This window comes from Oenococcus sicerae, from assembly GCF_004102045.2.
GTDB lineage: Bacteria > Bacillota > Bacilli > Lactobacillales > Lactobacillaceae > Oenococcus > Oenococcus sicerae.
On sequence record NZ_CP029684.2, the window covers coordinates 1,039,411 to 1,052,286 of the forward strand.

Genomic DNA, 12,876 nt, shown 5'->3' on the forward strand with positions numbered 1-12,876 from the left:
CTTGAATAGCGTAAAATAAATAAATATGCAAAAAGTATTTATCGTTGCTGCAGCCAGGACGCCGATTGGCAAGTTCGGCGGTTTGCTAAAAAATAAAACGGCTGTCGAATTGGCCACGATCGTCATCAAATCCTTATTGTTGAGATCAAAAATCGCAGCTAGTCAAATAGATGAAGTCTATATGGGAAATGTTTTGCAAGCCGGTGAGGGTCCTAATCCAGCTCGACAAGCATCTCTATTAGCCGGATTGCCGATTTCGGTGCCGGCCAGCACGATTAATGATGTCTGCGGATCAGGCCTGCAGGCGATCAATTTATCAGCCAAACTGATTGCTTCTGGTTTTAATGATTTGATCTTAGTTGGTGGTATGGAATCAATGTCAAATGCGCCATTTTTGCTCAGTGATCACCGTTTTGGCCAGAAGTTAGGCAATGAGAAGCTCGAAGACGGCCTGCTGCGGGATGCCTTAGTTGACCCGATCGCCGGCATTCACATGGGCATCACAGCTGAAAATATTGCTGAAAAATATCATATCAGTCGTCAAGATATGGATGCCTATTCGTTGCTGTCCCATCAGCGTGCTGTGGCAGCTGATCAGCATGGTGCTTTTAATGATGAATTGATTTCCTTGGCCGAGATCAAAAAGGATCAAGCCCCGCGAACGGATACCTCATTAGAACAGTTGAGTAAACTGAAGACTGTTTTCAAAACTGATGGTAAAGTAACGGCTGGTAATGCCTCTGGGATCAATGATGGGGCGGCCGGTGTCATTTTAGCTAGTGAAAAAAAAGTTGCAGAGCTAGGTCTATCGCCCTTGGCCGAATGGCAGTTTGGCAATATTGTTGGTGTTGATCCAGAAATCATGGGCATTGGACCTGTTTTTGCCATTCGTGATCTTTATGAAAAGACTGGTCTCGCTGACGCAGATATTGATTTTTACGAATTGAACGAAGCATACGCGGCACAGGTTTTGGCTGATGTACAGGTCTTGAATTTGGACTTAGCCAAAGTGAATCCGAATGGTGGTGCCATCGCCTTAGGACATCCAGTTGGTGCTTCTGGTGCACGCATTCTCGTAACTTTAGTCTACGATTTGATTCATGGAAATAGAAAACGCGGCATTGCAAGTCTATGTGTTGGCGGTGGTATGGGGCTCTCAACTTTGATAAAACGTCTTTAATTTGGGAAAATGATGGATTTTTGTTACGATAAAAGTGTAAAATGTTTAAGTTCGGATGGATACCCAAGTGGCTGAAGGGGTCGGTCTAGAAAACCGATAGGTCGTGTATGCGGCGCGAGAGTTCGAATCTCTCTCCATCCATTGCGTTATGTTGGCAAGGCGTTTTAACCGTTTGGTTGAGCGCTTTTTGTTTGCTTTAGCTGTTTTAGATATTACCTGATATTGCTTATGACAGTAATACGATTTCTTAGGAAAGTGTAGTTATTAAAATAATCGCTCCAGATGCTATTCCATTAAGTGAAGTTTTTATCGTAAGATAACTTGTTATCAGCTCTTAGGTGATTGAAAATGAAGTTATGAACTAGACAAATTGATAGATAGCTATAACGTTCATGTGTTGAGCTATTCCTGATATTTACTAATGAGGTCTAACACAGTTAACAGGATCGAAATAGTACATAGACTGTAAATCAATCGATAATAATAGCTATTAGTTGATTTATTTCTTTGAACGATAATCAATGTTAATAACCATCCAACAAGAGGAACTAGGAAAGCTGCTAAAACAAGTATTAAAAGATTAATGCCTTCATCTTTAGTGGGATTTTTGACTATGAGATCGTTAGCAGACTTGGGTAGATGGTATATCTGTGCAATTTTTTTTCAGGCTTTCTTTGTCAGGCTTAGTTCGATCTTGTTCCCAACTCGATACAGTCTGATGACTAACGTGTAATTTGATAGCAACTTGTTCTTGGGACAAGGCATTGTGACGCCGATTTTCTTTAAGAATTTTGCCTATGAGCATTAGTATCATCTCCGTTCTTACGCTGATGATACTAATAAATATATTGTCTCTTCAATTTTTTTGCCACACGTTGCAACATTTTGCGACAAAAATTGTTGCGCTTTTTCCGATTTGATCAAGCACATCAGGGCTTATGATGAGCTTATAAATAATTATTTATAAAAATAAATCGATTGGGAAAGTAATAGGAAACGACAATTATGAAAAATGACAAAGCTAAAAAAACTGGTTTAATAGCTGGAGCTAGTGTTCTGATGGCAGCTATTATCAATGAACTTCTATTGCCTTTATTTGTTAGTCCGACTTTCCTTTGGTTGATTAAATTAGTGGTGGTTATGATTTCTGTTTATCTAGCTTATATTTTCGCTAAGCAGCTTGATCATTAACGTGACGATGACTAATTCAGGGCCACTAACTTAAAAGATACTGATTGCTACGACTGTTGGGCTACGTTTTTTGTGGGTTCATTGGTTAAATACGAAGGCCTTATTTATTCTCGGAGCCAGTATTGGCTAGACCATGTATCTGTTAAAACTTTGCTCCTATACTGAAAATTCGGACTGCTTTATTCCTAGGGCATCATCCGAGATAATCAAGTATCGAAGTTTTTTTATTATGAAAGCAAAAGATACTCACCTGAATTTAAATCATCAATTGTTAACTTGTACAACGAGAGACGTTGTGCTAATTCCCTCGCCAATGAAATATCATTTGGCTGGCCAAACTGTCACAGATTGGGGAAAAAACCCCAAATCATTGTGATTGATGTCAATGGTCAAACAGTGACTCGTGCTGAATTTAATGCGATGCAAAAAGAAGTTGCTCGTCTAAAAGAAGAAAACAAAATCCTGAAATTAGCGGCTGTTTCACTAGGCGAACATCGCAAGCAACGCGTAAGACCCATTTTCCTAATCCCACCTGATTTTGGATGTGGCCAAATATTTTAATTGGTTCAACAGCGAAAGAATCAGGATTGCCGATCGAAAAATGAAAGTAACCTAACCAATTCAACCCTAGATGAAAAATAGTCTGAACTATTGACTTAGGAGCAGTTTTTACTGATACCTTAATTGTGAACTATTCACATTTGTCGTATTTTGTGAATATATAGCATAGTTCTTAAGAGATGATTAAGCCGCTGCTGCATTAGGTCGCGAAACGATTCTACAGAACTTCTAAATAAACCTAAGTTATATGCTCTTAGTAATGTCTTCACATGAATTCTATTAAAAGAACCTGCAATTGTTAATTTATGAGCTGGTTTTGCTTTATCAAAACAAACCTGTTATTATTTATGTAGTACGATGGTAAACACAAAGAGGACAATATAATGAGTGCTAGCGTTATTAAAAATAAAACAGTCTCGACCCGAGTCACCGCTGATATTAGTGAACGGGCTAAAAATAATTTGGCCCAGCAGGGGTTAACTGTTTCTGAATATATTCGCTTATCATTAGTTAAGGCCGCTAACAATGAAGTCCGTTTAGTTAGCTTTTTAGATTCGCCCGCAGCCTTAGTCGCTAAAGAAGAAGCAGAAATAGGTCAAGTAAAAAACATTGGCTCATTGGCGGACTTTGATGATTGGATCGATAAACTGGATGCAAATTAAACAGACCGAATCTTTTGAACGTGAATTAAAAAAGTTAGCCAAAAAGCACTTTCCGATAGCCATCTTAAAACCTTGTTTAAAAGCAATTATCAAACAAGACAATTCAACTTTAAAACAGATCAAGGATCATCCACTAGCAGGCAATTGGCGAGGCTATCGTGAATTTCATCCTGCCAGATATGGCAACTATGGCAAAAATTATGATAGTTGGATTATCATTTACCGGCTAGATCGTGATGAATTGGTTTTGTTATTGGTCGCGACTGGCTCTCATGATATCTTGAATCAATAACAATATTTTTGAGGGGCTATTTATATTTATAGACCCTTAGAAAAGTAATTATCAGCACGTTTTTTGATTTCTTGTACAATCGGTGTTTTAGCGTCAGCGTATTCTTGCACGGTTTCCCATTTCTTAGAAGCTAATTTTTGTTTTGACGCTTCATACCATGATTTGTCATGATCGTTTATACGTAGCCAATTACGAAAATTAAGCATTTCTTGGGCTTCCGTACACCCTGAACTGAACACGTGCAAATTAACATTTTTTGTGTTGCTTTTAAACATTCTATGTTCAAACCATTCAGGTTCCCTAATTCTTAAAATATAGCCTTTAGCGATCAAATTAGGTACGTAATCTTCTTCTTTTGAGGAATCATTAACTAACAATAGAATATCAATTATTGGTTTTGCACTCAATCCCGGGACAGAAGTTGAACCAACATGTTCGACTAAAAGTGCCTTTCCCTGTAATGCTGCTTTTTTTTGTTCTTCCTCAAGATATGAATTTATCCAAGTAGGATCATAAGGTTGAAGTTTGATTTGAGGATTTTGTTCAACTTTTCCAAGTGTGACACTTTCAGTATATTTTTTCCTGTCCATTATTTACCCTCTTCAAAAAAACTAAAGTAGTAATTATATTAGGTGTATTTTTTGACCAAAGACAATATAATCTAGCATTTCTTCGGTCTAACTTAATCTAGATCTAAATAAATGAGTGCCATGAGGCTTTGCTGTATAGTTCAAGAAATGATGCTTTAAAGTTAATGATACCAATTAGTTATATGAAGAATATGCCTTCAAAACGAAAAATTGGGGGTGTTTTAGATTATTTAAAAACTAGCTAACGCTTGATCTCCAGACGAGAAATTCGCGATATGGCATACAAAAAGACGGAGTGCTTAATTTAATATAACTGCGCCGGTTTTTTATTTTCTATATTTCGTATAATAAATACTCATCTTCAGTAACAAAGCAACTCATCAATTGCCGAGCTTCACTAGAAAGGCTTGTTTGAGGGAAATTGGCTACTAAAGAACAAAGATATAGGTATTTATGGCTATGGCGTTTCGAAAAATCCTTGTTTCCAAATTTACCTTGTATTTTGTCAAATAGCTGCTGAATATCTCTAGTTGTATCGCAGTTAACAAACTTTTTTAAATAAAAAAATTGGGATCTATCTGTATTGTCAATCATTGATTTAGCAGTATTGATGGTTAAAAAAAGCCATTGATTCAAATCAATTAATTGTTTAGGCTGGCGGCTTAGTTCCTTTTTCGTTGATTCAAACAATGCATTCTTCATGGTATCCTCATCTTCTTTGTTGCAGATTGTCCGCCATTCCTCTGCTTGCTCGGTCTCTGAGTTTTGTTTAGCAAAGTCAGTCAGTTGTTGTTGGCTGCGTTTTCAGTTTGGTATTTATACAACTCAATAATCAGGTTAGCCATCAGTTGTCTTAAGTTGGCATCAACAATTCCCGTCATGGATGCTAGACTGAGAGCACCTAACGTAGCACCTTTATTTTGTATTGTGTTCACGATCTTAGTTAAGCCCTGATCATTTCTTCTCAATCGATCTAATTCAGTATCATCTACTATATATAATTTTTGATTAACCATTCAGCCCTTTGGGGTACACATACGCTTATCATAAAGCTATCAATAACTTATTTAAATGAAATGAGGAACAAATTACGCCACTAATGAGAATTGATGTAATCAAAGGCCATGATGCAGGCTATTTAAAACAATTGTTGACAATCGCTTATGAGACCCAAGTGCAAACATTAAATACACCAATTAGTGATCGTTATCAGATTTTAACTCAGCATGAGCCCTTTGAAATGCAGATTTTAGATACTGGACTAGGAATCAAGCGCAGTCGAAATATCGTTGTCTTTAATTTAACGACACGTCCCCGGTCAACGAAGGCTAAATTGGCTTTTTACAAGCAGCTCGCAGCAAGGCTAAATAAAGAATTAGGATTACGGAAAGAAGATATTATCTTTAGCCTCGTTCCTAATAATGATGACGATTGGAGCTTTGGCAATGGCGAAGCACAATTTTTAAATGGTGAGTTATAAAATTTTCTCTTAGACACTTTCTTTTCAAGAGAAATCAGCATAGATATGCTTCTGAATCAATTATTTTGTGGTTTGGCCTGAAGTTTTAGTGCATCACGAAGGTTTGGCGCCTTTGAATCTTTTTCGGATATTTGTTCACGATTGTTTGGATCGATTTGAATCGGCCAGTCGATCTTCAATTCAGGATCCAATGGGCACAAGGCAGTTCCTGACATTTTCGAGGCCCACTCATTGTCAAAGAAGTATAAATACTCAGCGTCATCCTCAAGGGCTTGAAAACCATTACAAACTCCTTGGGGCACAAAAACTTGAATTCCTGGCGTGAGATGAACGGTTGCAACTACACCGATCGTGGGGCTGTCGGGTCTAGTATCCACGTAAACACCAAAGGCAGATCCGTGAGCAACGGTCACTAATTTCGACATGGTCTCGCCATGGAGACCTCGTACCGCACCGCATTTAGTCCGCGTTAAATTTACTTGGCTCCATGCAGATATGCTGTTTGGCAGAGATACGGCATAATCGCTCTGGCGATAAAGTTCTCGGACGGTTCCACGATCATCTGTGACCATTTTGACATTGATAACTTGTAAACCTTCGATTTTGGAATTTGAAACAGATAAAGGATCAATATGCAGATTCATTTTTGGCTCTCGCTTTCCTTACTTTTTCTCAATTTTAGTACAAAAGTAGTCTTTCGGCTATTAGCGGGAAAACAGATGGAGACAACACCTGTTTTTTTATGATTCGATGGGAGTTCTAACTTTCTTTACTAAAAAATACCAAATCCATTCCTGGCTGAATGTTTTGATTTTTGTCTTCAATTATTTTATATCCACATTTTAGATACAGATGAACGAGTTTATCCTCTTGTTTGATCGTATCAACATACCAAGTTTTTATATCAGGGAATAAGTTTTCTATAGCTGCTAAAGCATGTTGAGCGATTTTTTGCCCTTGAAAACTCGGCAAGACCAAAAGCGGAGAGATCTTAGCATTTGGCTGCTTGGGATCAAGCATGACTCGAATAAGACCGACCCTGACTCGATCCTCAGTAATAAAGAAAAAGAAACTGCTGTTTTGGCGTATTTTTCTTTGGATGACTTCCGCTGGCTCTTTATAAGGGCTTGTTTTCTCATCGTGATAGCGATCATATAGTTTTTTAAAACTAATTCGATACATAGAAACAATTTGTTCAAGATCATTTTCTGAAGCTTTTTGAAAAGACAACTTTTGAGACATAGTTTTATACTCCTGAAATGCCAGTTTATTATTTTTTATTATGACACTGCAAATCAAGAGTAAAAACTATTATATGATGATAGTATTTTTGAAAGCGAGATAAGTTATGAATCAGTTGCCAATTATGAATTATGATGCCTCACCCATTGCTGTTATCAATCCCTTCAGAAACGAGGGATATCATTTTCCTTCAAAGATGTTGTTAGCATTTGTAACGCCTGAGAAATTTTTAGCATTTAAAAGAGAACATAAGGCTAAAGATTTGGCGACCTTTAAAACGTTTTCCAACATTTTGACAGTTTGCGAAATTAAGGTTAATGGCGAAAATATAGGTCTATGTCCTGCGATCATTGGGCCCCGGCTTCTGCTCAGATTATTGATTTTTTGATTGCTTATGGGGCAACGCAAATCATTGCGATCGGTTCCTGTGGTGTTTTACAGGACGAAGCGGAAAACTCATTATTAGTCGTAACTGAAGCTTTGCGTGACGAGGGAACTTCTTATCATTATTTACCTGCAGCTCCTAGTATTTGTCTGGATAACGATGTGACTATCTCGATCCAATCAAGTCTGGCTGGCCTTGGATAACAAGCAAAACTGGTAAAGACTTGGACAACTGATGCTTTCTTCCGAGAAACTCCTGCTCTAATTAACCAATACAGCGATGACGGTTATGAGGTAGTTGAAATGGAGAGTGCGGCGCTGGCCTCTGTTGCTCATTTTCGCGGTGTTAAATTTGGTCAAATTTTGTTCACAGCTGATTCCCTAGCGAATCCAAAGAAATGGGACGCTCGAAATAGAGGGCGCGATGCTCATACGTGGGTGTTAGGATTGGGAATAAATTGTTTAGTTAACTTAGCCTAAATGAATTTTCTCGATTTTCTTATTTATTCATAATAATGACCGAACACCATTTTAAGCTTGTAAACTGATTAAGCTGATATGTTAAGATTGGTTTCATTGTGAATAAATGATAAACGTTTTAAAAAAATGGATATCATTTTGCGATGACAAATTTTTTATACAAGAGAGGAATGAAAAAACTGATATGAGGATTTTCAAGATAATATGTATGTACACCGCCAGTATATTGGTCTTAGCAACAATCGTTTTGCCAAATCATCAGAACCTGATCACGCTTGTTTGGCGACAATTCAACAAGACGACGGTTATACCATCTTTTTGGTTGGCCTTGGCTGTTCTGGGATTGTTTGTTCTGGCAGAATATTTGAATAAAAAAGATGCACAGGATATCCATTTTAATCGGCTTAAAGTCACCATCCTATCCTTGATAGTTGTTGTCTTCGTCAGCAGCATATGTTTCTGATTCATGGTTGGCAATTGATCAATTCTCGGTTGTGATCTAAAATGTTTGACATTCGTGAAAAAGACCGATATCGTAGTTTCGTTGGTGAGAAAATTGCCATTGCTAAAGATTGAAAGAGGCATGTGATTTCATGGAAGTATTTGATTATGAGAATATTCAGCTTATTCCCAACAAATGTTTGATCAGCTCGCGTTCGGAAGCTGATACAAGCGTTGAGTTTGGCGGACACCATTTTAAATTACCCGTTGTACCAGCGAATATGGCGTCTGTGATCGACGACGATCTGGCAATTTGGCTGGCGAAAAACGGCTATTTTTACATCATGCACCGCTTTGAACCAGAAAAAAGAGTTCATTTTGTGACTGATATGAAACAAAGGGGCTTGATCAGCTCGATCAGTGTCGGCGTTAAAAATGAAGAATACCGACTGATCGACGAATTGACTACTGCTGGTCTGGCGCCGGACTATATCACGATTGATATCGCTCATGGATATGCTAATACTGTGATCGATATGATCCACTATATTAAACAGCATTTGCCAAACACCTTTGTCATTGCTGGCAATGTTGCGACACCTGAAGCTGTTCGTGAATTGGAGGATGCTGGCGCTGATGCTACTAAGGTCGGCATTGGTCCTGGCAGAGCCTGCATTACAAAATTAAAAACAGGTTTTGGCACAGCTGGTTGGCAGTTAGCAGCAGTACGCTTGTGTGCTAAAGCGGCACGTAAACCGATTATTGCAGATGGCGGCATTCGTCATAATGGCGACATTGCTAAATCTGTTCGTTTCGGCGCCCGCATGGTGATGATCGGTTCGCTTTTTGCTGGGCATAAACAGTCCCCCGGTGACGATCTTGTGATCGATCATCGTCGTTATAAGCAGTATTATGGGTCGGCTTCGGCCAAACAAAAAGGTATTTACCAAAATGTCGAGGGGAAGGATCTTTTGGTTCCTTACCGAGGCGACATTGCAAATACCTTAAATGAAATGGCTCAGGATCTCCAGTCCGCTATTTCTTATGCTGGCGGTGATAATCTGCAGGCTCTGAAAACTGTTAATTATGTGATTGTACAAAACACGATCATGAATGGCGATTGATAACGATAAATAAATTTAATTTTTCCTACTGTTTAACACTTTCAGTAGGATTTTTTATTTCAGCGGTTGTTTTATCCGGCTGGATAATCAGATTTAACAGCACGGCACATAAACTGGCGACAACAACACCATTGCTGAAGATCAATCTAACTGTTTCTGGCAGACTTTGGAAAATATTTGGTTCAACACTGACACCTAAACCGGAGCCGACTGAGATCGCAGCAACAAGAATATTTTTGTTGTTTGAAAAATCGACCTTTTCCAGCATACGAATTCCTTGAATCGCGATCATGCCAAACATAATGACTGTCGCACCGCCAATTACTGGAGAGGGGATAATCGTAGCCAAGGCGCCGATTTTAGGCAGTAAACCGAGCAGCATCAAGAAACCGGCTGCATAATAAATCGGTTGGCGGCTTCTGACACCGGATAGCTGGACCAGACTGACGTTTTGTGAAAAAGTTGTGTATGGAAAGGTGTTGAAAATACCACCCAATATGCCAGCCAAAGCTTCAGCACGGTAGCCTCTTTTCAGGTCCTTTTCACCGATCGGTTTTTTGGTAATATCGCCAAGGGCAAAAAAAACACCTGTTGATTCAACTAAAGAAACTAACGAAATGGCGATCATTGTCAAAATGGAAGAGACTTCAAAATGCGGTGTACCGAAGTAAAACGGCTGAGGGAAGTGAAACCAGCTTGCATCAACAACTGCTTGGAAGGAAACCATCCCCGTTAATGCAGCCAAAATCGTTCCCAGCAGAAGGCCGATCAAAACGGCGATCCGGCTAATGAAACCGTGACCATAAACACTGCAGACCAACACAACTAAAATCGTGAATAAGCCAACGATCAGATTATTGCTAGAACCGAAAGATTTAGCTGCAGCACTGCCACCGCCAAGATTCACGAATCCGATCGGAATCAACGTCAAACCGATGACTGTAATAACGGTTCCAGTTACTAGGGGCGGAAAAAGTTTGCGAATTTTAGCAAAAACACCGGCGATCAAAAAGACAAAAATAGATGAAGCAATGATCGCCCCATACATGCTGCCGATGGAAAAATTTTGACCAATCATTTCCAGCGGTGCAACAGCTTGGATGGCACAGCCTAAGACGACGGGCAATCCAATGCCAAAGACGCGATTAGTGAATAACTGTAGAAAAGTAGCCAATCCGCACATAAAGATATCCATTGAAATGAGATAGGTCATCTGAGCAGCATTAAATTTCAGCGCGCCGCCGATTAACAGCGGGACGAGAACGGCTCCAGAATACATGGCTAGCAAATGCTGAATACCTAAAAGTGCCGAACGATAATTATGAGCGAGTTGATTTTGACCTGACTGGTGATCAATTGGCATGGGACGCTACTTCCTTTTTGCAAAAAATGACTTGACCATTCTCGAAACGATCAATACTTGCTAGCGATATAAGCGGCAGCTTTTTGGACAAAATCAAGTTATGACCGGCTTGAAAACGTTTTTCAATCACAATACCGACACCAACTGCAACAGCACCTGCTTGGCTGATAATATCCAGCAAGCCTTGAACTGCCTGGCCATTGGCTAGAAAGTCATCAATAATCAAAACACGATCTTTAGGGCCGATAAACTTTTTTGAGATGGCAATCTGATTTTCTGTCTGTTTTGTATAGGAATAAACGCTGGCGGAGAAGAAATTTCCGCTGAGAGTACGGCTTTCATGCTTGCGGGCAAAGATCATTGGTACTTGCAACTGCAGACTAGTCATTAAGGCTGGTGCGATTCCCGAAGATTCAATTGTGAGTACCTTACTGATGCTGTTTGGCTTAAATTTCTCGGCAAAAACTTTTCCGATCTGCAACATTAAAAAAGGATCGATTTGATGGTTCAAAAAACTATCGACCTTTAAAATATCTGATCCGAGTACGATGCCCTCAGACTTAATTTTCTCTTCTAAAATTTTGATAATTGATCTCCTATCTAATTTAAATAGAAGAAAAAGCTTCCCAGAGGTCACGGAAAAACGGGACAAGTACTTAATTGCTTATAGTTCTGAGTTTGCGGCTCCAGGTAGAAACGGTCATCCTTATTATGACCATATATAAGCTTTTTCAACATTCTGAATTTGTTATTTGTATCCTATCACAGGGGAAAAGCCCGTGCAAGAAAAATGGCTATGTATTTCTAAAAACTTGATTTTTGTCAATTTTTGGATCAGCGAAAACAGAAAAAACGACACAACTCGTTAAGATTACGATGGATTCTAATACTCATAATCCGGCAAGTGATCAGGCGGCGACAGATTACGAAGATATTATTTTGGGCAATGCCATTCTCACCAATGCTGAATATTTAAAACGGAATAAAATTGTGTCAATTGATGGACAACGCACTAGTTTGCCGAATTATTTTGTTTCTGATCAGGCTGATCAAGTGATTGATGTCAACGAATTCAGAGTCTGATAAGTTTAAAAAATCCCAACAGAGCCGATTCTGTTGGGATTTTCTTCATAGGATTATTTTAAGCATTCGCAGCTGTGAAACGTTTTTGGTGATATTTAGGGTTTAAAATTTCATTAACAACTACCGCTGCCATGGTACCAGCTGTCGTTTCTGACTGGCCATTTTCATTGAATAATAAGTGGTCTTCCCCAAAAAGTATCTTAGTCGCACGAGGACCCGGGACAAAAGAAAGTGCTGGTGAAACGCCGAACCAATCGACATTATCAACTTGTTTCAGGAAATTTAATTCCTTCAATTGATTTTGCGGAACTGCACGCCAAGCCTGCGAAGTTGGATCGGCTTCGATGTCTCGAACCGCTAGATGATCGTCTTGACCGGTTAAAAGACTACCGGCACCTAATATAAAGGCTATCCTCACTGATTTATTATTTCTGAATAAGGCAATTAGTTTGCTGGCTAGATCAACTTGCAGATAAGCTTCTACTGGTTTTGCCGCAAAAGCATCAATGATGACATCAGCATTTTCAAAATCACCTAGCTCAAGTAAAAAGGCATCCTTAGCTAAAATTTTAATGCTTGTGTTATTTTGTTTAAGCGCCTGTAATTTGTCAACAGATCGGCCATTAGCTAAAACCTCAATGCCTTGAGAGGCAGCTTCTTTTACGATGGCACTACCGGCCATTCCAGTTGCACCAATAACGAATATTTTCAAAATCAAAACCTCCTTTTACTAATTTTTAGTTAGTAAATTAAAGTTAGCATATTAGATCATTTTTGAAAATATTTGCGACTCAGAGATAAAT

17 protein-coding genes, 1 tRNA gene, 2 pseudogenes and 1 riboswitch are annotated in these 12,876 nt (G+C 38.9%); of the genes and pseudogenes, 11 read left to right on the plus strand and 9 right to left on the minus strand.

Annotated features, from left to right (window positions below; all coding sequences use genetic code 11):
• Positions 1-25 precede the first annotated feature (25 nt).
• On the plus strand, positions 26-1,180 hold the full coding sequence (locus DLJ48_RS05230; protein WP_128686452.1) for a thiolase family protein: 1,155 nt from the start codon (positions 26-28) through the stop codon (positions 1,178-1,180).
• Between the two features lie 53 nt (positions 1,181-1,233).
• Positions 1,234-1,321 (plus strand) — tRNA-Ser (locus tag DLJ48_RS05235).
• A 481-nt stretch (positions 1,322-1,802) separates the two neighbouring features.
• Here the strand turns inward: DLJ48_RS05235 and DLJ48_RS08680 are convergent.
• On the minus strand, positions 1,803-1,994 hold the full coding sequence (locus tag DLJ48_RS08680; RefSeq protein ID WP_420892150.1) for a helix-turn-helix domain-containing protein: 192 nt from the start codon (positions 1,992-1,994) through the stop codon (positions 1,803-1,805).
• Positions 1,995-2,185: 191 nt separating this feature from the next.
• Between DLJ48_RS08680 and DLJ48_RS05245 the strand changes: the two genes are divergently transcribed.
• The 4 genes from DLJ48_RS05245 (at position 2,186) to DLJ48_RS05260 (ending at position 3,886) form a co-directional block, all read left to right on the plus strand.
• The gene (locus DLJ48_RS05245) at positions 2,186-2,371 is read left to right on the plus strand and encodes a hypothetical protein (RefSeq protein WP_128686454.1); all 186 of its coding nucleotides are present in this window, start codon (positions 2,186-2,188) and stop codon (positions 2,369-2,371) included.
• 348 nt (positions 2,372-2,719) lie between these two features.
• Positions 2,720-2,932, plus strand: a complete 213-nt coding sequence (locus DLJ48_RS05250) for a hypothetical protein (RefSeq protein ID WP_128686455.1) — start codon at positions 2,720-2,722, stop codon at positions 2,930-2,932.
• 383 nt (positions 2,933-3,315) lie between these two features.
• On the plus strand, positions 3,316-3,594 hold the full coding sequence (locus DLJ48_RS05255) for a plasmid mobilization protein (protein WP_128686456.1): 279 nt from the start codon (positions 3,316-3,318) through the stop codon (positions 3,592-3,594).
• On the plus strand, positions 3,584-3,886 hold the full coding sequence (locus tag DLJ48_RS05260; protein WP_128686457.1) for a type II toxin-antitoxin system RelE/ParE family toxin: 303 nt from the start codon (positions 3,584-3,586) through the stop codon (positions 3,884-3,886). The genes DLJ48_RS05255 and DLJ48_RS05260 overlap by 11 nt, the downstream gene beginning before the upstream one ends.
• Positions 3,887-3,912: 26 nt before the next feature.
• Here the strand turns inward: DLJ48_RS05260 and DLJ48_RS05265 are convergent, their stop codons facing one another.
• The 3 genes and pseudogenes from DLJ48_RS05265 to DLJ48_RS05275 form a co-directional block, all read right to left on the minus strand.
• Entirely contained in the window at positions 3,913-4,476 is a 564-nt protein-coding gene (locus DLJ48_RS05265) for a GrpB family protein (protein WP_128686458.1), read from the minus strand.
• Positions 4,477-4,809: 333 nt separating this feature from the next.
• The gene (locus DLJ48_RS05270) at positions 4,810-5,178 is read right to left on the minus strand and encodes a hypothetical protein (RefSeq protein WP_128686459.1); all 369 of its coding nucleotides are present in this window, start codon (positions 5,176-5,178) and stop codon (positions 4,810-4,812) included.
• Positions 5,179-5,276: 98 nt separating this feature from the next.
• A pseudogene (locus DLJ48_RS05275) lies at positions 5,277-5,471 on the minus strand (recombinase family protein); the annotation flags it as partial.
• A gap of 104 nt (positions 5,472-5,575) precedes the next feature.
• Between DLJ48_RS05275 and DLJ48_RS05280 the strand changes: the two are divergent.
• Positions 5,576-5,956, plus strand: coding sequence for a tautomerase family protein (locus DLJ48_RS05280; protein WP_128686460.1), 381 nt, complete (start codon positions 5,576-5,578; stop codon positions 5,954-5,956).
• Positions 5,957-6,012: 56 nt separating this feature from the next.
• Here the strand turns inward: DLJ48_RS05280 and DLJ48_RS05285 are convergent, their stop codons facing one another.
• Entirely contained in the window at positions 6,013-6,600 is a 588-nt protein-coding gene (locus tag DLJ48_RS05285; RefSeq protein ID WP_128686461.1) for a dTDP-4-dehydrorhamnose 3,5-epimerase family protein, read from the minus strand.
• 115 nt (positions 6,601-6,715) lie between these two features.
• Positions 6,716-7,198 carry a GNAT family N-acetyltransferase gene (locus DLJ48_RS05290; RefSeq protein WP_128686462.1) on the minus strand — a complete coding sequence of 161 codons (483 nt, stop codon included), beginning with the start codon at positions 7,196-7,198 and terminating at the stop codon, positions 6,716-6,718.
• A gap of 336 nt (positions 7,199-7,534) precedes the next feature.
• On the opposite strand from DLJ48_RS05290, the pseudogene DLJ48_RS08695 reads away from it, so the two are divergent.
• From DLJ48_RS08695 to DLJ48_RS05305, 3 genes and pseudogenes are all read left to right on the plus strand, one after another.
• A pseudogene (locus tag DLJ48_RS08695) lies at positions 7,535-8,062 on the plus strand (nucleoside phosphorylase).
• Positions 8,063-8,270: 208 nt separating this feature from the next.
• Positions 8,271-8,525 carry a hypothetical protein gene (locus DLJ48_RS08520; protein ID WP_243148518.1) on the plus strand — a complete coding sequence of 85 codons (255 nt, stop codon included), beginning with the start codon at positions 8,271-8,273 and terminating at the stop codon, positions 8,523-8,525.
• Between the two features lie 130 nt (positions 8,526-8,655).
• The gene (locus tag DLJ48_RS05305; protein ID WP_128686464.1) at positions 8,656-9,627 is read left to right on the plus strand and encodes a GMP reductase; all 972 of its coding nucleotides are present in this window, start codon (positions 8,656-8,658) and stop codon (positions 9,625-9,627) included.
• Between the two features lie 25 nt (positions 9,628-9,652).
• On the opposite strand, the gene DLJ48_RS05310 is transcribed toward DLJ48_RS05305, so the two are convergent.
• The gene (locus DLJ48_RS05310; RefSeq protein WP_128686465.1) at positions 9,653-10,990 is read right to left on the minus strand and encodes a nucleobase:cation symporter-2 family protein; all 1,338 of its coding nucleotides are present in this window, start codon (positions 10,988-10,990) and stop codon (positions 9,653-9,655) included.
• A complete protein-coding gene (locus DLJ48_RS05315) occupies positions 10,980-11,576 on the minus strand; it encodes a xanthine phosphoribosyltransferase (protein WP_128687091.1) in 597 nt (198 codons plus the stop codon). The genes DLJ48_RS05310 and DLJ48_RS05315 overlap by 11 nt, the downstream gene beginning before the upstream one ends.
• A 61-nt stretch (positions 11,577-11,637) precedes the next feature.
• Positions 11,638-11,735, minus strand: a riboswitch (purine riboswitch).
• 74 nt (positions 11,736-11,809) lie between these two features.
• Here DLJ48_RS05315 and DLJ48_RS05320 point away from each other — a divergent pair.
• The gene (locus DLJ48_RS05320) at positions 11,810-12,073 is read left to right on the plus strand and encodes a hypothetical protein (protein WP_128686466.1); all 264 of its coding nucleotides are present in this window, start codon (positions 11,810-11,812) and stop codon (positions 12,071-12,073) included.
• Between the two features lie 58 nt (positions 12,074-12,131).
• Here the strand turns inward: DLJ48_RS05320 and DLJ48_RS05325 are convergent, their stop codons facing one another.
• Positions 12,132-12,785, minus strand: a complete 654-nt coding sequence (locus DLJ48_RS05325) for an NAD(P)-dependent oxidoreductase (protein WP_128686467.1) — start codon at positions 12,783-12,785, stop codon at positions 12,132-12,134.
• Positions 12,786-12,876 lie beyond the last annotated feature (91 nt).